Below are 20,929 nucleotides of genomic sequence, written 5' to 3'. Positions count from 1 at the left end.
CAAATGACAAATCATGTTGGCACCATCGGTATCGTGATGCCGATGTACAACGCGCGCAACACCGTGCTGCGTGCGGTTGAGTCGATCGTGAATCAGACCTACAGCGACTGGCATCTCTACCTGGTCAATGATAAATCCACCGATGATTCACTCGCTTTTGTGCGCGAGCACTGCCAGGACGCGCGCATCACTATCCTCAGCAACGAGGTCAACCTCGGCGCGGCGGAAACGCGCAACGTGGGTCTGCGCGCGGCCAAAGAGGAGATCATTGCGTTTCTCGACAGCGATGACGAATGGCACGCGGAGAAACTGGCCGAACAGGCCGCGGCGCTGGCCGCCGGTGACGACTTCGTCATCACCCATTATCACTACAAAACCAAAACCGCCGATCACGACATCAACTACCACAAACCTTATCTGCAGCAGGAAAATTTCGTGAAGAAGCAGTATCGCGTCTGCTTCTCCTCGGTGTGTTTCCGTCGTCCGCCACAGGGCATCTTCTTCCAGCGTAAAGGCCATGAAGACTTCCTGTTCCTCTATGAGCTGTTCCTCCGCTACAAACAAGCCCGGGTGATCCAGAAGACGCTGGTCAACTACTACGAGCTGGGCGATTCACTGTCGCGTAACAAAAATAAAGCGGCGAAATGGCACCTCGAATTATTAAGAATTATCTATAAAAACAATCCTTTAAAAATCTATTACTATTACGGCTGGTATATGGTGAATGGGGTTCTTTTCACCCTTAAACATCGCTAAGACCCTGTGTCCTTCGCGCTGCCGCTACGTTGGCTGCGCACGTCCATCCCGGTCACTTACTTGAGTAAGCTCCCGGGAATGAACGCACTTGCCGCCTTGCGGCAACACAAATGACTTGGGTCTGGATTTGAGCAATTTGAGGTGAAAAGTATCAGATGAAAAAGATTGTTTTGGTTATTAAGGATGCCTACTCCTACGCAGGCACGGAGAACATCTGCAACTTCATGTCGGAGTGCCTCGGTGAAGAGCATGCTGTCACCATTTACTCGCTGGAAGGGCACGGCAAAACCTTTTACCCGTTTGAGCGGGTGAAAGAGATTGTCAGCTTCGAAGGCCACAGCAACCCGATTAAAAGTGCCGTGGCGCGCATCCATCAGGAGGGCTTCGACAGCGTATTCCTGATTAGTATGGGGCGCCTGAGCGTGATGTTTGCCTTCTGGAACCTGATGGCAATGAAGAAAAAAACCTTCAAAGCCTACGCCTGTGAGCACATCGCTATTAACTCGTTCAGCAAGCCGATCAAACTGCTGAAGTGGCTACTGCTGCGCTACTACGACCAGGTGATCGTGCTGACTGACAAAGACCATCAGGTCTTCACCCGCTGGCATATCCCCAGCCAGCAAATTCCTAATCCGGTGGTGTACAAATCCTGGCAGCGCGAGACGCGCAGCCGTCAGGCGCTGGCGGTAGGCCGCCTCGATAACCAAAAGGGCTTTGACCTGCTGCTGGATATCTGGGCCGACTTCAGCAAAAAACACCCGGAGTGGAAGCTGGTGATCGCCGGTGACGGCGAACTGCGCCAGCAGCTGCACGATCAGGCCGCGGCGCTGGGCATCACCGGCAGCGTTAACTTTGTCGGCAAAGTCAGCAATATCAATGATTACTACCGCGACAGCGACATGGCGCTGATGACCTCACGTTATGAAGGGCTGCCGCTGGTACTGCTGGAAGCCAAATCCTGGTCGCTGCCGGTGGTGGCCTATGACTGTCCGACCGGACCGCAGGAGATCATCAACCACGGCGAAGATGGCTTCCTGGTACCAATGAACGACAAAGCCACTTTCCTGGCGCGCATGGAGCAGCTGGCCAGCGACGATCGCCTGTTCTTTGCCATGAGCGAAAAGACCAAAGAGACGGCGCTGAAGTTTGACGGTAATCAGATCAAACAGAGCTGGCTGGCGCTGGTGTAACCACTTTTATCGTGCCTCGGGGATACCTTTTCGGCCGCCATGCGGCCCCATGACCACGGGATTGTTAGCATGAAAAGAAGAGAAGTCTTGCAAACTGCAGCCTCCTCCATTGTTGCCGCGCTGTCGGTGAGCGCGTTTTCCAGTTACGCCGCCAAAAGTGGTCAGCCGGCGCTGAAAGCGGTTGATGCCTCCAGCGTCCCGCCGGGCGATGTGCCGATTCTGACGCCGGAAAATGTCTATACCATGCCACCGCAGTTCTGGCAGAACTTTGAGGGCAAACTGTGGATTGGCGCAGCAGGCAAAGATGCCAGCCAGGCCGGCAACCAGATTCCGGTGTATCTGCGCGACGCCAGCGGTAAGGTTTCCCAGGTGAGCCAGCCAATTGCGCTCAATAAAGGCAACTTTGCCCAGTTTATTCACGATAATGCCGCGTTAATCGCCAATCCCGCGCACTCGATGGTGGTGGAAGATAACCAGGGTAATACGCTGTTTTCCATCAGCGACGTGTCGCGCCCGAACGCCAGCAACTTCAGCCAGCGCCTGGCGCAGCCGAACGGTTATCAGCTGATCGGCGAAATCCCGTCGGTGGAAGAGCTGCGTAAAACCCGACCGCTGTTTGCCGGAGCGAAAATCAAGCTGAAGAGCTGGCACGAAGGGCTGGAAGTGGGCGGCGGCGAGTTCGTCGGCGTGTATGGCGAAGGCGAAGATGATGGCGGCGTGATTTTCAGCGGTAACGGGTTCTACTGGCGCCGCGTGGTGGAAGATTTCAACCGTCTGACGCTGTTTGACTTCGGCGCCATCGCCGACGGCAAAACCGATACGGCACCGGCGATCAAAGCCATGTATCAGTGGTCGCTCAAGGCTAACCAGCAGATCTGCGTTCAGTTTCCGGCAGGCACCTTCTTCGTGACCGGCTGTGACTTTGGCGATCAGCAGCAGCGCTTCTTCCGCATTTCCGGCGCGATGGTTAACTTCGGCTATTTCCCGGCGACTACGCTGGTATCTGACGGTCGTTCCGAATTCCTGTTCCAGGTGAATGCGCGCTGGACCGAAATCTCCAACCTGATCTTCAACGGTCAGAACGACAAGCGGCCAAACAAACAGGGGCTGTTCCGCAACACCTGTCCGGGCGGCCAGTTCTTCCGCGGTGCCTGCCTGCGCTTCAACCGCGTCGGCGGCACCTCGATCAGCCTGCTGGATACGCTGGACTGCAAAATCGACCAGTGGTACGCCGACACCTGTACCGGTGACGTGATCAAAGCCAGCTGGTCCGGACAGAAGCAGGGTGCATGGGACCACAGTACGGCGATTGAGCTGTCGAACTTCAACGCCCAGCGCTGTACCGGCGGCATGGTACTTAACCTGCCGCGCTGCAGCCAGTCGATCATTCATAACGGCTGGATTGAGCACAGCGAGCACCCCGGCGATATCTCGAACGGCCAGTGGATCATTGATGCGCTGAGCCTGGAAGATTGCAAAAACCCGCTGAACGCGCGCAATTCCCGCCTTAACATGCGCCAGACCAATCTGCAGTCTGGCAGCTGGATCGATAACTCGCTGGAAGGCGAGCGCTGGCTGAATATCTGGGAGATGGGCTCAACGCGGGTAGAGTCTTACGGCGTGGCCATCGACGGCAGCCTGAAATACAACTACATCACATCGCGTTTCCGTCTGACCAACAACACCAATCAGGCCACCTGGTTCGAGCTGGGGAATTTTTACTCGCCCACCGTGGGTGACAGCTGGGAGATCGAGCTGTTTGGTCAGTCGCAGTTCAGCAACGGCAGCGACAAGCAGCCGCTGCTCGATGTGATGGGCGGTAAACAGACCGGCGGTCGCGCAGTGATTCATCTGCAGCGCAAAACCAGCAAGGCGGAAGCCAGCTGGTCCGCGGAAGGCAGTTCGCCGGTGCTGGAGGTGCGCGTCGATGCACGCAGCGATACCGATAGCAAAGTGTTCGTCAAACTGGCGGGCTGGACGCCGACGGCGGTGGTGCTGATTAAGAGCACCGCCAAAGACCGGTTCCTCACCGGCCGCTGTGCGCGCGTTGACGCCACCATGGCGCAGGGCAGTCCGACCAGCGGCAGCCAGCCGGCCCCGCAGCGGTTTAGCCTGCACAACGGTAAAGCCGGCATCGGCGGCAACGAGCAGGGCGATTTGCTGCTGGCGTCGCGTGCGCTGAAGCCCGAAGAAGTGGATACGCGCCAGCCGAAGGGGTTTGTTTCAGTGGTGATCAACGGCGAGCAGGTGGCGCTGCCGTATTTTGCGCTGAAGTCGTGAGGATGAGCGGCGGTCGCCATGAATGGCGACCCTACGTCCGTGCACTTCTCATCATCGCGCAGAGGACTTGTAGGGTGCGCATTAATGCGCACCGTATACCGGCGATGCAGGGTGCGGATTGATGCCCGTCGCAGCACCAGAAATGTAGGGGGCGCATTAATGCGCACCGTATACCGGCGATGCAGGGCGTGGATTGATGCCCGGCGCAGCACCAGAAATGTAGGGTGCGCATTTATGCGCACCGTAAACCGGCGATGCAGGGCGCGGATTGATGCCCGGCGCAGCACCAGATATGTAGGGTGCGCATTTATGCGCACCGTATACCGGCGATGCAGGGCGTGGATTGATGCCCGGCGCAGCGCCAGATATGTAGGGTGCGCATTTATGCGCACCGCTAAACAGATAACGCATTTACGTCACAACAGGCAGTCGTTAATTTCGGGCCGCTAGCCCATTAGCAGTTTTTTCTTACAGAGTTCACTTAGCCAGTATGGAACTGGCGGCTTGTAAAAAATTACAAAAATTTATCTGGAGTTTTTATGAAGATTTTATTGGTGGGTAACCATACCTGTGGAAATCGTGGGGATGGCGCGATTTTACGTGGACTGATTGATTCATTGCAGGCCGCGCGTGGGGATCTGGATATCGATGTCATCAGCCGCTATCCAACCAGCTCCGGATATTTACTGCAGCAGCACATCCAGCAGGATTCGCTGTTTCTGCACAACAGTAAGGCGCCAAAAGGGCTGGTCAGCAGCCTGAAGCGCAAAGTCGCCAACCGTCTGATGCCGGACATCATGATGGCGCACCTCGGCAAAGGTGGCGTATATAAATCCTTCTCGGTGCCGCCGCATCTGGCGGAATTCACCCGCAGCCTGGCGAAATATGATGCCATCATTCAGGTCGGCGGCTCGTTCTTCGTCGATCTGTACGGCGTCACCCAGTTCGATCACGCGCTGTGCGCGCTGATGGCGAAGAAGCCGCTGCACATGATCGGTCACTCGGTGGGCCCGTTCGAAAACCCGCGCGTCAATGCGCTGGCAAACTTTGTGTTTGACCGCGTCGACAGCCTGGTGCTGCGCGAAGAGGTCAGCCTCGATCGCCTGAAGCAGGATGGCGTGACCACCAGCCGGGTGAAGAAGGGCGTGGACACCGCGTTCCTGGTGCAGGCGCGCGAGGTCGAAAATCCAAGCCACAACCTGCTGCACTGGCAGAACATCATTCAGTCGCGCAAAACCATCGCCATCACCGTGCGTGAGCTGGCGCCGTTCGACAAACGTCTTGGCGTCACGCAGAAAGAGTACGAAGCCGCGTTTGGCCGGGTGATCAACGCCATGATCGCCGAAGGTTATCAGGTGGTGGCGTTCTCCACCTGTACCGGCATCGACAGCTATGCCAAAGATGACCGTATGGTGGCGCTGACGCTGCGCGACCACGTTGAGCAGCCGGAGCACTACCATGTGATCATGGACGAGTTCAACGACCAGGAACTCGGCATCCTGCTCAGCCACTGCCATCTCACCATCGGCACGCGCCTGCACTCGGCAATCATCTCCATGAACTTCGGCACGCCAGCCGTGGCCATCAACTACGAGCACAAATCGCTCGGCGTGATGAACCAGCTGGGGCTGCCGCAGATGGCCACCGACGTGCAGAGCCTGATGGACGGCTCGCTGATCGACAAAGTGCAAACGGTGCTGGCGGACTATGACAACGTGAAGCAAAAAGTGAACACCGCGGTGGCGCAGGAGCGTGAAATCGGCAACCGCATCACCGAAGAAATTCTCAACGTCCTGGGGTAAGTGATGAAGCTAACCTTTTTCACCATGCGTTTTCCGGTTGCCTCTGAGACGTTTGTCCTCAATCAGGTGACGCATTTCATCGATGCCGGCTATGACGTCGAGATCATCTCGGTGTTTCCGGGCGACATGATCAACCGTCATGCCGCGTTTGATGAGTACAATCTGGCGGCGAAAACCCACTATCTGCTGCCGGAAGAGAAGGTATCAAACCTCGACAAACTGACCCAGCGCATCGGACTGATGCTGCCGAAAATCGCCAAGCCGGCGCTGCTGAAGTCGCTTAACGTTGGCCGCTACGGTGCGCAGGCGAAAAAGCTGCTGCTGCCAGCCATTGTCGCAAACGCCCGGCAGACCTTTACCGCCGATGTGTTCCTGGTGCACTTCGGCTATGCCGGTGCGCTGGCAAATAAACTGCGCGAGCTGGGGGTACTGAAGGGCAAGCAGGCGACGGTGTTCCACGGCGCTGATATCTCGCGTCGCCACATTCTTGAAGAGCACAAACTGGATTACATCAACCTGTTCAGACAGAGCGAACTGATGCTGCCGATCAGCCATCTGTGGGAGAACAAGCTGATTGAGATGGGCTGTCCGCGCGAGAAAGTGCACGTCACGCGCATGGGCATCGAGCCGGAGAAGTTTAACTTCCAGCCACGCGACGCGTTCCACAAACCGCTGCGCATCGTTTCGGTGGCGCGCCTGACCGAGAAAAAAGGGCTGGACGTGGCGGTAAAAGCCAGTGAAATCCTGCGCGATAACGGCGGTCAGTTCCAGTTCACCATCATTGGTAACGGCGAGCAGGACGGCATGATGCGTGAGCACATCGCACGTGCCGGCCTGGAAGACATGGTGACCATGCCGGGCTTCAAGCCGCAGGAGGAGATTCGTCAGGCGCTGAGCGAGGCCGATATCTTCCTGCTGCCGTCGAAAACCGCCGCCGATGGCGATATGGAAGGCATTCCGGTGGCGCTGATGGAAGCGATGGCGGTCGGCCTGCCGGTGGTGTCCACCTACCACAGCGGCATCCCGGAGCTGATTCAGAATAACGTCAGCGGCTGGCTGGTATCGGAAAATGATGCCGGTGAGCTGGCGGACACGCTGCTGCGCCTGTCGCGCGGCGACGTTGACGTTGCACCGGTGGTGGCCGCAGCGCGCCATAAAGTGGAAACCGAGTTCAATCAGCACATCGCTTACGGCGAGCTGGCGAAAATTCTGGAGCGCATGGTGTGAGTGGATTAAAAAAACAGGCGGTGTGGCTGTTTGGCAGCACCTGCTTTGCCGCGCTGCTGCAGGTGCTGCAGCTGGCGGTGCTGGCGCGCAAGCTGGAAGCGCACGAGCTGGGTTTGCTGGCGATCATCAACGCCATTCTGGCGGTGGCTACCGTGCTGCAGGACATGGGCATGAGCAGCTATATCGTGCATCGTCAGGAGATTACACGTCGTGAGCAGAGCACCATTTACTGGGTTAACGTCTCGCTGAGCTTCTGTACCGGTCTGATCATGCTGGCTATCGCCTGGCCGGTGGCGTGGTTCTACCATCTGCCGGAGCTGACAGCGCTGATTATGCTCACCAGCCTCAACTTCCTCGTGCTCGGCCACCTGTCGCAGTATCAGGCGCACTATGTAAAAACCAAACGCATGGTGACGCTGGCGAAGATTGAGATGGGCACCAAGCTGTTTGCCTTCCTGTGTACGGTGGCGATGCTCTATTTCACCTCGCTGACGGTGGCGGCGGCGATTCTCGGGCTGTTCATCAACGCCTTCACGCGCATTCTCTGCATGATCTACTTTGGCGAGAAGTCATGGCGGCCAACGTGGGAGTTCGACGGCAAAACCTTTGTCAGCGCGGTGCGTTACGGTATCTATCAGTTGGGTTCGCAGACCATTAATCAGCTGCGTACTCAGGCCGATGCGCTGATCGTCGGTAAAGTGATGGGTGCCGAAATGCTGGGGATTTACTCGCTGGCGAAAGAGCTGATTCTGCAGCCGCTGAAGCTGGTGTCGCCAGTGATTAACCGCCTGGCGCTGCCGCGCTTCGCCGAGAAGCAGCACGATCCCGAGCAGCTAAAAAAACTGTTCCTCAAGGGCACCTTCGTCATCATGCTGTTCAGCAGTGCGATGTACCTGGCGATTGGTATTCTCTCTCCGGTGATTGTGCGTGTGCTGTACGGCGCTTCGCACGAGCAGGTGTATCACCTGATCCCGCTGATGCTGCTGTTCGGTATGCTGCGCCCGATGGGCGGCCTGACCGGCGCGATCTCCCAGGCGAACGGACGCACCAACGTCGAGTTCTACTGGAATATCGTCGCCAGCCTGGTGGTGGTGGTGGTGCTGGCCACTACGTGGATCTGGCCGAACGTGATTTATGTGGCGCTGACGCTGTCGATTTCACAGGTGCTGATCTCCGCCTTCGCGCATCCGTTCTTCATCAAACCGGTGATTGGCATCCGCTTTATGCCGTATGCGCGCCAGTGGGTGTCGGTGTCGGTGGTGTTTGTCGGCCTGATGCTGCTGGTGAATCATTTCAACCTGTTCGTGATGCCCGAGTGGTTTGAGGGCTGGCTGTAAGCGGTGATGACGGGGGCGGTCGTCGGCAACGGCGACCGCCCGGCATCATCAGATGTGATCGGTGAGTGACGTGCAGCTGCCGGTGCGCATTAATGCGCACCCTACAAAAACCTGCTGTGATCCTGTAGGGGCGCCATTCATGGCGACCTTTCAAAAATACGCTTCCATCTTCGCCCCAATGATGTTTCCGCAACGCCGGTCTGAACGCTCAACAATCACTGGCCTCACCGGTCATCGCCTTACACTCTGCCTTCCACTGTTTTTCAGCCATTTAGCCGCTTTTTTTTCCCGCCTGATTGCCGGGTGGCAGATGGACTTTTTGACGATTTTTTATGTGTTGACAGAGAGTTAGTGCCGGTTTTTCAGATAAAGATTATACTTGCTCAACCGGCCGATCCTGCATAATCGACCCCACGTATTCACTTCATGAAATGGAATAAATATGACCAAGCTTAAAGCAGTAATCCCGGTTGCGGGTCTCGGTATGCATATGCTCCCTGCGACTAAAGCCATTCCGAAAGAGATGCTGCCTATCGTCGATAAACCAATGATTCAGTACATTGTCGACGAGTGCGTGGCGGCGGGCATCAAGGAGATTGTGCTGGTCACCCATGCTTCCAAAAATGCAGTGGAAAACCACTTCGATACCACCTACGAGCTGGAAGCGCTGCTTGAAGCGCGCGTTAAACGCCAGCTGCTGAGCGAAGTGCAGTCAATCTGTCCGCCGGGCGTGACTATCATGAACGTGCGTCAGGCGAACCCGCTGGGTCTTGGCCACTCAGTACTGTGTGCCCGTCCGATGATTGGCGACAACCCATTTGTGGTGGTCCTGCCAGACGTGCTGCTGGATGACTCTACCGCTGACCACCTGCGTTACAACCTTGCCGCGATGGTGGCACGCTTCGAAGAGACCGGCCGCAGCCAGGTTCTGGCGAAACACATGCCGGGCGAAGACCTGTCTGAGTATGGCGTGCTGACCACCGAGCAGCCGCTGGATAACCCGGGCGATATCAGCACCATCACCAACTTCGTAGAAAAACCTGAGCATCCGTCCGAGCTGAACTCAGACCTGACCGCCGTGGGCCGTTACGTGCTTTCTGCGGATATCTGGGGTGAACTGGAGCGCACGGAGCCAGGTGCCTGGGGCCGTATCCAGCTGACCGATGCCATCGCCTCCCTGAGCCAGAAAAAACCGGTTGATGCCCAGCTGCTGACCGGCACCAGCTTCGACTGCGGTCGTAAACTCGGCTACATGCAGGCCTTCGTCTCTTACGGTCTGCGCAACAACACCCAGGGCCGCGATTTCCGCGAAGCAATCCAAAAAATTCTGGCAAAATAATCTCTTTCCCCGCCGCGCAGGTTGCGCGGTTTTAAAGGAGTACACATGGCTATTTTGGTAACGGGCGGAGCAGGGTACATCGGCTCCCATACGGTGCTGGCGCTGTTAGAGCGCGGCGACGACGTTGTAGTCCTGGATAACCTTTGCAATGCCTCGCGCGAAGCAATCAATCGCGTTGAGAAGCTGGCTGGTAAGAAAGCGGTCTTCGTTGAAGGCGATATCCGCGACCGCGCCTGCCTGCGCGATCTGTTTGCCAGCAATGACATCTCAGCCGTCATCCACTTCGCCGCGCTGAAAGCGGTAGGCGAATCCACGCGCATGCCGCTGGAATATTACGAAAACAATGTCGCCGGGACCGTGGTGCTGCTGGAAGAGATGCGCGCCGCTGGCGTGTGGAACTTTATCTTCAGCTCATCCGCCACCGTATATGGCGCTGACGCACCGGTTCCGTACGTTGAAACGACGCCGATTGGTGGCACCACCAGTCCGTACGGCACCTCCAAGCTGATGATTGAGTTCGTGATGCGCGACTTCGCCAAAGCCGAGCCGAACTTCAAAGCCATCGCGCTGCGCTACTTCAACCCGGTCGGCGCGCATGAATCCGGAGAGATTGGCGAAGACCCAACCGGTATTCCGAACAACCTGCTGCCGTACATTGCGCAGGTGGCGATTGGGCGTCTGGAGAAGCTGGGCGTATTTGGCGATGACTATGCGACGCCAGATGGCACCTGCCAGCGCGACTACATTCACGTCGTCGACCTGGCGGAAGGGCATCTGAAAGCGCTGGATCACCTGCCAAAAGTTGAAGGCTACAAAGCTTACAACCTCGGCGGCGGCAAAGGCTTCTCAGTGCTGGAGATGATCAAGGCGTTTGAGCAGGCATCCGGTAAACAGATTCCGTTCGAGTTCAAACCGCGCCGCGACGGCGATCTGCCAGCGTTCTGGGCGGATGCCAGCCTGGCCAACAAAGAGCTCGACTGGCGCGTCACGCGCGGTATCGATGCGATGATGCGCGATACCTGGAACTGGCAGTCGAAGAACCCGAATGGGTTTAAGTGATTAAGCAGGTAATGAGTAAAAACCCGGCATATGCCGGGTTTTTTTATGGGCAAATAATTTACTTTGATGTTTTTTTGGTCAGGCATTCATTTGCGGGATGCAGAAAAATCCTAATCAGCACCAGACTAATGCATCAACGTCACAGCTCATCATATTGATTTAGTGAAACCTCGTTACAGCCTTTCATTCTGCGAATCGCCAGCTATATTCTTTCCGGCTCAGTAGCTTGGCGATAAACGCACCGGTGAAAGAAAATTAAGATTCGTCGCGCTGGCATCGGACAATAACCATGTTAATTCGGCAGCACAAAATGTATTATTTGCGATGGTCTCAGACAAAGCGGTTGATGCTGCAATATTGACCATAATTAGCCGAGACGGAAAGCACAGGATTGACTTGTTACACAGCATATTGGTTGCTGCAAGCCAAGGGCGGTAGCGTGGCTATTTTTTGTTTTGCTGAAAAATTGTCCCGCTGGAAATGATAGAGCAGTCTAAAAGACACATTAGAGGTTGTGGAATGTTACTTCCCGTAATCATGGCCGGAGGAACCGGCAGTCGTTTGTGGCCCCTTTCACGTGAATTGTATCCAAAACAGTTCATCAGCTTGCATGGACAGCACTCGATGCTGCAGGAGACTGTCAACCGCCTGACCGGTGTTGAAGCGCGAGCTCCACTGGTCATCTGCAACGAAGAGCACCGTTTCCTCGTCGCTGAACAACTTCGTCAGATCAACAAACTTTCCCATAACATCATTCTTGAGCCGGTTGGTCGCAACACGGCGCCAGCGATTGCTCTGGCAGCGATTAACGCGATTGAGCAAGGCGATGATCCGGTGCTGTTAGTGTTAGCCGCCGACCATGTCATTGAGAACCGCGCGGCATTCCACCAGGCCATCACCACCGCAACGAAATATGCCAAGCAGGGGCATCTGGTCACCTTCGGCATCGTGCCCACCGGACCTGAAACCGGTTACGGCTATATTCATCGCGGTGAGCAGCTGGCGGGTGATGAACATGCGCCGTTTAGCGTGCAGCGTTTTGTGGAAAAGCCTAACCTGAAAACGGCTCAGGATTATCTGGCTTCCGGTGAATATTACTGGAACAGCGGGATGTTTATGTTCCGCGCCAAACGTTATCTGCAGGAACTGGAAAAATTCCGTCCAGATATCCTGGATGCCTGCCGCCGTGCCATGGCGAACGTGGCAGAAGGTAACGACTTCATCAGCATTGATAAAGACGATTTCATTGCCTGCCCGGATGAGTCAGTTGATTATGCCGTGATGGAGCAAACGGACGCAGCCGTCGTGGTGCCGCTGGATGCGGGCTGGAGCGATGTCGGATCCTGGTCCGCGCTGTGGGAAGTGAATGAAAAAGATGCAGCCGGTAACTCGCTGAAAGGCGATACCTTCCTGCACAACACTAAAAATTGCTACATCAACAGCGAAGATCAGTTAGTGGCAGCTATCGGCGTGGAAAATCTGGTGATTGTTAACACCAAAGATGCCGTGCTGGTGGCGCGCAAAGATCAGGTTCAGGACGTCAAACGCGTGGTGGAGTTCCTGAAGAGCGAATGCCGTACGGAATATCGTCGTCATCGTGAAACTTACTGGCCATGGGGACGCTGCGATCTGGTGGTCAATACCGGCCGTTTTAATGTAAATCGTATCACCGTTAAACCGGGTGAACGTTTCGAATTACAGATGCATTATCACCGAACTGAACACTGGGTGATCTTATCCGGCACTGCCAAAGTGACTATTCAGGATAAAACCTTATTGTTGACGGAAAACCAATCGACCTTTATTCCGATTGGCCATCAGCACACGTTAGAAAATCCAGGCAAGATTCCGTTAGAGCTGCTGGAAATTCAGTCAGGCTCCTATCTGGGCGATGACGATTTAATTCTGATTAAAGAACAATTTGCAAGTAAGTAAGGACAGACGAGATCATGGCAGCATTGACCTGTTTTAAAGCTTATGACATTCGCGGTGAGCTTGGCGCGGAATTAAATGAAGAAATTGCATATCGTATTGGTCGCGCTTATGGCGAATTTTTAAAGCCGGAAACGATTGTTGTGGGCGGCGATGTTCGGCTGACCAGCGAAAGCCTGAAAATGGCCCTGGCCAATGGTTTAATGGATGCGGGTACCAATGTACTTGATATCGGCTTAAGCGGCACGGAAGAGATTTATTTCGCCACCTTCCATTTAGGCATTGATGGTGGCATCGAAGTGACGGCAAGCCATAATCCGATGAACTATAACGGCATGAAGCTGGTGCGTGAAGGTTCCCGTCCTATCAGTGGCGATACAGGCTTACGTGATGTTCAGCGTCTGGCTGAAGCTAACGATTTTGCGCCGGTCGATGCAGCGAAGCGTGGCAGCTATAAACAGATTTCGGTATTGGATGCCTATGTCGATCACCTGATGGGCTACATTGATCTGGCAAATTTCACCAAAGCCATGACGCTGGTCATCAACTCGGGTAATGGCGCTGCCGGTCATGTTATCGATGAGATCGAAAAGCGCTTCCGGCAGGCGAATGCACCGGTCACCTTCGTTAAAGTTCACCATGAAGCGAATGGCAACTTCCCGAATGGTATTCCTAATCCCTTACTGCCAGAGTGCCGGAAAGATACCTCCGATGCGGTGAAAGCGAACAAAGCCGACATGGGCATCGCATTTGATGGCGACTTTGATCGCTGCTTCCTGTTTGACGAGAATGCAGAGTTCATCGAAGGTTATTACATTGTTGGCCTGCTGGCCGAAGCGTTCCTCAAAAAAGAGCCTGGCGCGAAGATCATTCACGATCCCCGTTTGACCTGGAACACCATCGACGTCGTCACTAAAGCGGGTGGCATACCTGTTATGTCTAAAACAGGTCATGCGTTTATTAAAGAGCGCATGCGTGAAGAAGATGCTGTGTACGGCGGCGAAATGAGCGCACATCATTACTTCCGTGATTTTGCTTATTGCGATAGCGGAATGATTCCGTGGCTGCTGGTAGCAGAGTTGCTGGCGGTGAAAGGAATGACGCTGTCTGAACTGGTTGCGGAACGTATGAAAGCATTTCCGTGCAGTGGCGAGATTAACTATAAAGTTAATGATGCAAAAAAAATCCTTGAAAATTTAAAAAGTGAATTTGGACTGGATGCTTTTAAATCAGATACTATTGATGGCTTGAGCTTTGAATTTACTGATTGGAGATTCAATGTTAGAACATCAAATACTGAGCCATTACTAAGATTGAACGTTGAATCAAGATCAAATGATGGTTTAGTGAAAGAAAAGCTTGAGGCTATCTCTTATTTAATTAAGGCGCAGGAATGAATCTATCTCTTTTTAAATCCTTATGGGGTTATCGTGGGTTCGTTTTAGGTAATGTTAAGCGAGAATTTCAAGCGAAATATCAAAACTCACTATTAGGTGCGCTGTGGAATATACTTAACCCACTATCCATGATAGTGGTTTACACAGTTATATTTTCTCAAGTGATGCATTCGAGGATGCCTGGAGTTACTAATAGCTTTGGCTATAGCATTTACCTTTGCTCCGGTATTTTGACTTGGGGGCTTTTCGCTGAAGTCGTTGGTAGAGGTCAGAATGTATTCCTTGAATATGCTAATCTACTTAAAAAAATTAGCTTTCCGCGCTTATGTTTGCCAGTGACAATTATATGTAATGCTTTATTAAACTTCTCAATAGTTTTTAGCTTATTTACACTATTTTTGTTGGTTTCTGGCAACTTTCCGGGGTTAAGTTATTTTTACTTAATTCCAGTGCTTTTAGTATTAATGGTCTTTGCAATTGGCTTGGGTATCACATTAGGTGTATTGAATGTTTTTTTTCGAGATGTTGGGCAATTTTTCGGAATAGCTCTCCAGTTTTGGTTCTGGCTAACTCCGATCATATATCCTGCAGACATATTGCCTGCTAAGGCTCAGCAATACCTATCATACAATCCCATGTATGGAGTAATTACTGCAGCGCAGAATATTCTAGTCAAAAGCGAATCGCCTCAACTGCACCAGTTAATACCTACGTTATTTATCGGGATTATTCTATGCGTAATTGGCTTGAAGTTGTTTCGCAAGCATTCCGGTGAAATGGTGGATGAATTGTAATGGGTAAGATAACAGTTAATAATGTTGGAAAAGCATATAAGCAGTATCCCACAAGGTGGAGTCGTTTAGCGGAATGGTTTCTACCAGGTAAAAGAAAACGCCATAAGCTAAAATGGGTATTAGAAAATATTTCCTTCGAGGTCCATCCTGGAGAAGCGCTGGGTATTATAGGGATTAACGGCGCAGGTAAAAGCACACTTCTAAAAATGATTACTGGTACCACGCAACCAACTACTGGAAAAATTAGTTTAGAAGGTAGGGTTGCAGCTATGCTGGAATTAGGGATGGGATTCCATCCAGATTTTACAGGTAGACAAAATGTAATTATGTCTGGACAGCTTTTAGGATTTAGTCTTGAAGAAATTTATCAGCTGATGCCGGGGATAGAGGAGTTTGCAGAGATCGGAGCATATATAGATCAGCCTGTTCGAGTGTATTCGAGCGGGATGCAAATGAGACTAGCTTTTTCAGTCGCTACAGCTGTTAGACCAGATATTCTTATTGTTGATGAAGCACTCTCTGTTGGTGATGCTTATTTTCAGCATAAAAGCTTCAATAGAATCAGAGAATTCAGTCGTGCAGGCACGACTCTCCTTATAGTTTCGCATGATAAACAATCCATCCAGAGTATTTGTGATAAAGCCATCTTGTTAAACAGGGGCAAGCTGGAGATGGAAGGGGATCCTGAGTCTGTAATGGATTACTATAATGCTCTGTTGGCTGATAAACAGAATCAGAAAATAGAACAAGTTGAGCTTGCTGATGGTAGTATCCAAACTGTATCGGGCAGTGGAGAAGCAACCGTCAAAGATATTCGGATATTAAATCAGAAAGGAGACAGCATTGAATTTATCGATGTAGGTGAAGCTGTTACACTCAAAATAACAGTGGTTGTTAATGAAAATCTGCCGAGACTTGTGTTGGGTTACGGTATTAAAGACAGACTGGGACAAGTAATATACGGAACCAATACTGACTTAAAAAAACAAGCCATAATTGAGGCTAGAAAAGGGTCAGAGTATGTGTTTAACATTAGATTTAACGCTAACTTAGGTCCTGGTAGCTACTCAATTCAAACAGCATTAGTCAGTACGGATACTCACTTAGTTAACAATTACGAGTGGCGAGACTTGGCGATGGTTTTTAACATCATTAACATTAATAAACCACACTTTGCCGGATGCGCATGGATTGATCCAGATATAGAGATAAATTGAAATGCCGATAGTAAGTTTCGCTCAAAACTTTGAAGACGTGATGTTGTGGCGTTCTTTAAAAGATATAACTAATGGATTCTATATTGATATTGGTGCTAATGACCCGCTAATCGATTCTGTTACCAATCTTTTTTACCTAAATGGATGGAGTGGGATAAATATAGAACCACTCAAAAAACATTACGATGCATTAGTTGAAAATAGAGAACGAGATATAAATCTGAACTATGCTATATCAAATTGCACAAGCGAATTAGATATTTGGGAATCTGATATTAGAGGGTGGGCGACACTGGATAAAAGTGTTGTCGAGCAACATGAGTTAAATGGATTTAAGGGCGTTTGGAGAAAAACGCCAGTAAAAACTCTTAAACAAACAATCGAAGAATCGTTGCCAGCTAATATTACTGATATACATTTTCTAAAAATTGATGTTGAAGGAGTTGAAGAGCAAGTCGTAATGAGTAACGATTGGTCAAAGTATCGACCCTGGATTCTTGTTATTGAATCGACAGCACCAAACTCACAAAATGAAAGTCATACTAGTTGGGAAGAGATATTGCTTGCTAACGATTATATATTTTCATACTTTGATGGTTTGAATAGATTTTATATTAGCAAAGAGCATGAGGAATTACTTCCTAATTTTAAAAATCCACCTAATGTTTTTGACGAATTTATTACTTATGCTGAACATTTGAATAAAGAAGTTATCGCGGAGCTTCAAGATAATCTTCAAGTAATGAATGACGAGGTTAGCTCTCTGAATGAGCTTTTAGTAGACAAGAATGAAGAGTTGCGTATTTTTTTGGATGAAAATATGATCTTGAAAAATAAATTGAGTGAAGTTTACAGCAGCCACTCATGGAAGCTAACATCTCCTTTTAGACGTGTTTCAGCATTTTTAAGAAGGAAATAAATATAATGAAAAACATCCTTTTTTTGAGCACTTATCCATTTGCCAAACCAAGACATGGCGGTCAGATCAGACTTAGCCAGTTAGTCAAGAAGTTCGAGCGAAATGGTTGGAAGACTAGGTCCATAGCAGTATATGAGGAAGAAAGTTTTTTGGGTGACGAACTTGGTCCCTATGATATCCCATTTCCTGTTGATTCCTTATTTAGATCTTACAAGGGACGACACGTTCCACTAATTAATGATCTTTTAACTGGCGCATATGCTACTTCAGATGAAGGAGGGTTCAGTAAAATTTTAGCTAACCTCCCGACAGAAATTGACGTAATTCACGTTGAACAATGTTGGCTCTGGAATCTGGTCGAAAAAATAAAGAGCATTCCAAAATATAAAAACTCGATCGTAGTTTTTGGTTCTCAAAATATAGAGTTTTTATTAAAGAATGATATATTAGAACAATATAATATTGCAGACCGAGACGATGTAATTGAAGACATCAAGCATCTGGAAATGAGAGCCGTACATGAAGCAGATGTAGTAGCTGCGGTGACAAAAAATGATGTTAAGTCTATGCAAGGTTGGGGCCGTGAATCCATTACGTTAGCAGCAAATGGTATTGAACCATGGAAAACGGATACTTTGACCAGTAAATGGGAAAGTAAATTACCTAAATCCCCATGGATGCTCTATGTTGCCAGTGCTCATCCACCTAACTTTACCAGTTTTAATAAAATTATTGGGGAGAGTTTAGCTTGTATTCCGCCTGATAGTAAGCTTGTTATTGCTGGTAGTGTTTGTGAACATATTTATAAAGAAGTTTTAAAATCGAAATGGGCTAGCATTAATATCAGCCGTCTAGAGTTTTTGTATGTGTTAGATGATGATGACTTAGCGGAAGTTAAGAATAGAGCACATGCATATTTTTTACCTATTGAACATGGTGGTGGTTCAAATCTCAAAACCGCTGAAGCTCTTTACTCAGGCAAGCCAGTAATAGGCACTCTATCAGCTTTTAGAGGTTTCGAAGAATTTTGTGATAGCTCTCGTATCAATATTATTAATAATCCTGAAGAATTCTTTTCAGCAACCAGGCAAGTTTTGACAAGAATTTCACCAATTTTAGATTCCAAAGAGCTTTCCAGCTTAGAAAAGTTAACATGGGACAAATCATTGGATAGTTTGATTCTCGAGGTGGAAAAAGAATATGAGGCTAGTCTAAATGCATAATACTTGGATTGATGTCACAACAATTTTAGGATGGCATAGATCTGCTGTTGGTATTGTCAGAACAGAAGTTGAATGCGCCACGTATGCCTTAAAGATGAATTCATCAGCCTCTGTTAAATTCTGCGCATATAATCCATCAAAAGGTTATTATGAGGTAGAGAAAGGAGTTGTCGAAGAAACAATCAAGCGGATAAATGGACATATTAAAAAGAAAGAAACTTTAATTGCTCAGCCGGGACCGTCAACGATTAATTATAAAGCAAAATTCAAAAGTTTCATTCTTAATTTAATTCGTAAGTTACCAACGAGCTTACAGAGAAGAGTTTTAAACTATCTTCTGCCACGGCGTATTGCGGCTAGTAGTTTGTTAGCTTCCTTAAGATATGCAAAGTTAGCTTTACAGCAGTTGTTAAAACCTAATGCAACTCCCGTAAACGTTCAGCAGCTTGGACATAGGGCTTCTGATAATGTGAATTCACCTTTTAGCCAAGGTGATGAATACATATCAATGGGACTGGATTGGGATCAAAAAGATTTTCAGTATTTATATAGATTAAAAAAAGAACTTAATCTTAAAGTTAAGCTTTTCTGTTACGATGTGATTCCTGTAAAATTACCTCATCTTTGTGTGGGGGACGTTGCTGGAAAATTTTCACATTATTTTTCCGATGTTGCCTGGTGTGCCGATGAAATATTTTGTATTTCTAAATGCTCCAGGGATGATTTGAAAGAATTGTTAGAGCAACTTGGAACGCCTATCCCAAAGTTAACTATCGTTAAGTTAGGTTGTGAAATTAGTGAAGTTGATACGCAACCAGAAATCTCTAATGAAGTACAATTTTTATTGGGCAAAAAATATTTATTATTTGTTTCTACGATTGAAAGAAGAAAGAATCATGAGGTATTATATAAAGCCTATACAAGACTAGTGGATAGCAAGGTCCATGATCTGCCATTACTTGTATTTGTTGGCATGCCAGGTTGGGGTATGAATGATTTTATTACCGATTTGAATCTGGATCCAAGGGTGAAAGGTAATATTATTCAATTGAATAATGTTTCCGATCCAGAATTAACACTGCTCTATAAAAATTGTTGGTTTACAGTTTATCCGTCATTATATGAAGGTTGGGGATTGCCTGTTGCTGAGAGTTTAGCGTTTGGAAAATACTGCCTGGCTTCTTCAGCAGCATCTATCCCAGAAATCGCTGGGGATTTGCTCGATTATGTGGATCCCTGGGATGTGCCCGCATGGTCAAATAATATTAAGTATCTTATTGAAAATCCGGATGTTATAAGGCAGAAAGAGTTAAGAATCAGTAAAGAATATAGTTCGACCAAATGGTCTGATACCGCTGAATCTATATTAGTAAAGTAAAACTGTATTTATGTTTAACCAAAAAAGTGGAATTTCTTATGAGTAACAAGGTTGCAATCGTAACTGGTATCACTGGACAAGATGGTGCTTATCTTGCAGAGCTTCTCTTACAGAAAAATTATACAGTTTATGGCACATATCGTCGTACTAGCTCCGTGAACTTCTGGCGTATTGAAGAGTTGGGAATTAAAAACAACCCAAGCTTGCATCTGATCGAATATGATTTGACTGATCTATCAGCAAGTATTCGCCTTCTTCAAACTAGCGGTGCAACTGAAGTTTACAACTTAGCGGCTCAGAGCTTTGTTGGTGTCTCATTCGAACAACCATTGACGACTGCCGAAATAACAGGTGTAGGCCCTGTAAATTTGCTTGAAGCCATCCGAATTGTTAATCCATCAATTCGGTTCTATCAGGCTTCTACGTCCGAAATGTTTGGGAAAGTTCAGGCTATCCCTCAAAAAGAAGACACACCATTCTATCCAAGAAGCCCATATGGCGTGGCTAAGTTGTATGCGCACTGGATGACGATTAACTACCGTGAAAGCTATAACATTTTTGCTTCAAGCGGAATTTTGTTTAACCATGAATCCCCGCTGCGTGGTCAGGAATTTGTTACTCGCAAAATCACTGATTCAGTTGCAAAAATCAAACTTGGTAAGCTTGATGTACTTGAACTGGGCAACCTTGATGCGAAACGCGACTGGGGCTTTGCTAAAGAGTATGTAGAAGGAATGTGGTTGATGCTTCAGGCAGATGAACCGGATACCTTTGTACTTGCTACCAACCGAACAGAAACTGTACGTGACTTCGTATCGATGGCATTTAAAGCTGCTGGTATTGAATTACGTTTCGAAGGTAAAGACGAACAGGAAGTGGCAATTGACGTGGCAACAAATAAAGTTGTTGTAAAAGTGAATCCGAAATTCTACCGTCCAGCCGAAGTTGAATTACTGATCGGTAATCCCCAGCGTGCTAAGGATATTCTTGGATGGGAACCTAAAACTACTCTTGAAGAGTTATGTGCTATGATGGTTAAAGAAGACCTTCGCCGTAACGAACAAGGATTCTCTTTCTAA

At 49.5% G+C, this 20,929-nt stretch carries 17 protein-coding genes; all 17 read left to right on the top strand.

Going from position 1 to position 20,929, the window contains the following annotated elements; translation table 11 throughout:
• Positions 1-3: 3 nt before the first annotated feature.
• The 17 genes from F3I21_RS07925 to gmd all read left to right on the top strand — a co-directional run bounded on the left by F3I21_RS07925 (position 4) and on the right by gmd (position 20,929).
• Positions 4-756 (top strand): glycosyltransferase family 2 protein, encoded by a 753-nt coding sequence (locus F3I21_RS07925; RefSeq protein WP_058757293.1) that lies wholly within the window; start codon positions 4-6, stop codon positions 754-756.
• Positions 757-911: 155 nt separating this feature from the next.
• A complete protein-coding gene (locus F3I21_RS07920; RefSeq protein ID WP_021509330.1) occupies positions 912-1,946 on the top strand; it encodes a glycosyltransferase in 1,035 nt (344 codons plus the stop codon).
• Between the two features lie 69 nt (positions 1,947-2,015).
• A complete protein-coding gene (locus F3I21_RS07915) occupies positions 2,016-4,226 on the top strand; it encodes a phage tailspike protein (RefSeq protein ID WP_031280062.1) in 2,211 nt (736 codons plus the stop codon).
• A 539-nt stretch (positions 4,227-4,765) separates the two neighbouring features.
• Positions 4,766-6,028 carry a colanic acid biosynthesis pyruvyl transferase WcaK gene (gene wcaK, locus F3I21_RS07910; protein WP_150058655.1) on the top strand — a complete coding sequence of 421 codons (1,263 nt, stop codon included), beginning with the start codon at positions 4,766-4,768 and terminating at the stop codon, positions 6,026-6,028.
• 3 nt (positions 6,029-6,031) lie between these two features.
• On the top strand, positions 6,032-7,255 hold the full coding sequence (locus tag F3I21_RS07905) for a glycosyltransferase (RefSeq protein WP_150058654.1): 1,224 nt from the start codon (positions 6,032-6,034) through the stop codon (positions 7,253-7,255).
• Positions 7,252-8,592, top strand: a complete 1,341-nt coding sequence (locus F3I21_RS07900) for an MOP flippase family protein (protein ID WP_021509334.1) — start codon at positions 7,252-7,254, stop codon at positions 8,590-8,592. The genes F3I21_RS07905 and F3I21_RS07900 overlap by 4 nt, the downstream gene beginning before the upstream one ends.
• A 139-nt stretch (positions 8,593-8,731) precedes the next feature.
• A complete protein-coding gene (locus tag F3I21_RS07895; RefSeq protein ID WP_150058653.1) occupies positions 8,732-8,944 on the top strand; it encodes a hypothetical protein in 213 nt (70 codons plus the stop codon).
• Positions 8,945-9,034: 90 nt separating this feature from the next.
• Positions 9,035-9,931 (top strand): UTP--glucose-1-phosphate uridylyltransferase GalF, encoded by an 897-nt coding sequence (gene galF / locus F3I21_RS07890; RefSeq protein ID WP_021509335.1) that lies wholly within the window; start codon positions 9,035-9,037, stop codon positions 9,929-9,931.
• Between the two features lie 45 nt (positions 9,932-9,976).
• Positions 9,977-10,990 (top strand): UDP-glucose 4-epimerase GalE, encoded by a 1,014-nt coding sequence (gene galE / locus F3I21_RS07885; RefSeq protein ID WP_150058652.1) that lies wholly within the window; start codon positions 9,977-9,979, stop codon positions 10,988-10,990.
• 519 nt (positions 10,991-11,509) lie between these two features.
• Positions 11,510-12,925 carry a mannose-1-phosphate guanylyltransferase/mannose-6-phosphate isomerase gene (locus F3I21_RS07880; RefSeq protein ID WP_058757298.1) on the top strand — a complete coding sequence of 472 codons (1,416 nt, stop codon included), beginning with the start codon at positions 11,510-11,512 and terminating at the stop codon, positions 12,923-12,925.
• Positions 12,926-12,939: 14 nt separating this feature from the next.
• Positions 12,940-14,319 (top strand): phosphomannomutase CpsG, encoded by a 1,380-nt coding sequence (gene cpsG / locus F3I21_RS07875; protein ID WP_104189686.1) that lies wholly within the window; start codon positions 12,940-12,942, stop codon positions 14,317-14,319.
• Positions 14,316-15,113: an ABC transporter permease gene (locus F3I21_RS07870; RefSeq protein WP_058757300.1), complete on the top strand. Its 798-nt coding sequence runs from the start codon at positions 14,316-14,318 to the stop codon at positions 15,111-15,113. Before cpsG ends, F3I21_RS07870 begins: the two co-directional genes overlap by 4 nt.
• Positions 15,113-16,330 carry an ABC transporter ATP-binding protein gene (locus tag F3I21_RS07865; RefSeq protein ID WP_058757301.1) on the top strand — a complete coding sequence of 406 codons (1,218 nt, stop codon included), beginning with the start codon at positions 15,113-15,115 and terminating at the stop codon, positions 16,328-16,330. Before F3I21_RS07870 ends, F3I21_RS07865 begins: the two co-directional genes overlap by 1 nt.
• 1 nt (position 16,331) lies before the next feature.
• Positions 16,332-17,249: an FkbM family methyltransferase gene (locus F3I21_RS07860; protein WP_150058651.1), complete on the top strand. Its 918-nt coding sequence runs from the start codon at positions 16,332-16,334 to the stop codon at positions 17,247-17,249.
• A gap of 5 nt (positions 17,250-17,254) precedes the next feature.
• Positions 17,255-18,472: a glycosyltransferase gene (locus F3I21_RS07855; RefSeq protein WP_104189690.1), complete on the top strand. Its 1,218-nt coding sequence runs from the start codon at positions 17,255-17,257 to the stop codon at positions 18,470-18,472.
• Positions 18,465-19,850, top strand: coding sequence for a glycosyltransferase family 1 protein (locus tag F3I21_RS07850; protein ID WP_104189692.1), 1,386 nt, complete (start codon positions 18,465-18,467; stop codon positions 19,848-19,850). The genes F3I21_RS07855 and F3I21_RS07850 overlap by 8 nt, the downstream gene beginning before the upstream one ends.
• Positions 19,851-19,888: 38 nt before the next feature.
• The gene (gene gmd, locus F3I21_RS07845) at positions 19,889-20,929 is read left to right on the top strand and encodes a GDP-mannose 4,6-dehydratase (protein WP_058757304.1); all 1,041 of its coding nucleotides are present in this window, start codon (positions 19,889-19,891) and stop codon (positions 20,927-20,929) included.

Source organism: Pantoea sp. B_9 (assembly GCF_008632015.1).
Taxonomy (GTDB): domain Bacteria; phylum Pseudomonadota; class Gammaproteobacteria; order Enterobacterales; family Enterobacteriaceae; genus Pantoea; species Pantoea dispersa.
The sequence above is the reverse complement of the archived record's forward strand: the minus strand, read 5'-3'. Positions and strand labels throughout refer to the sequence as shown.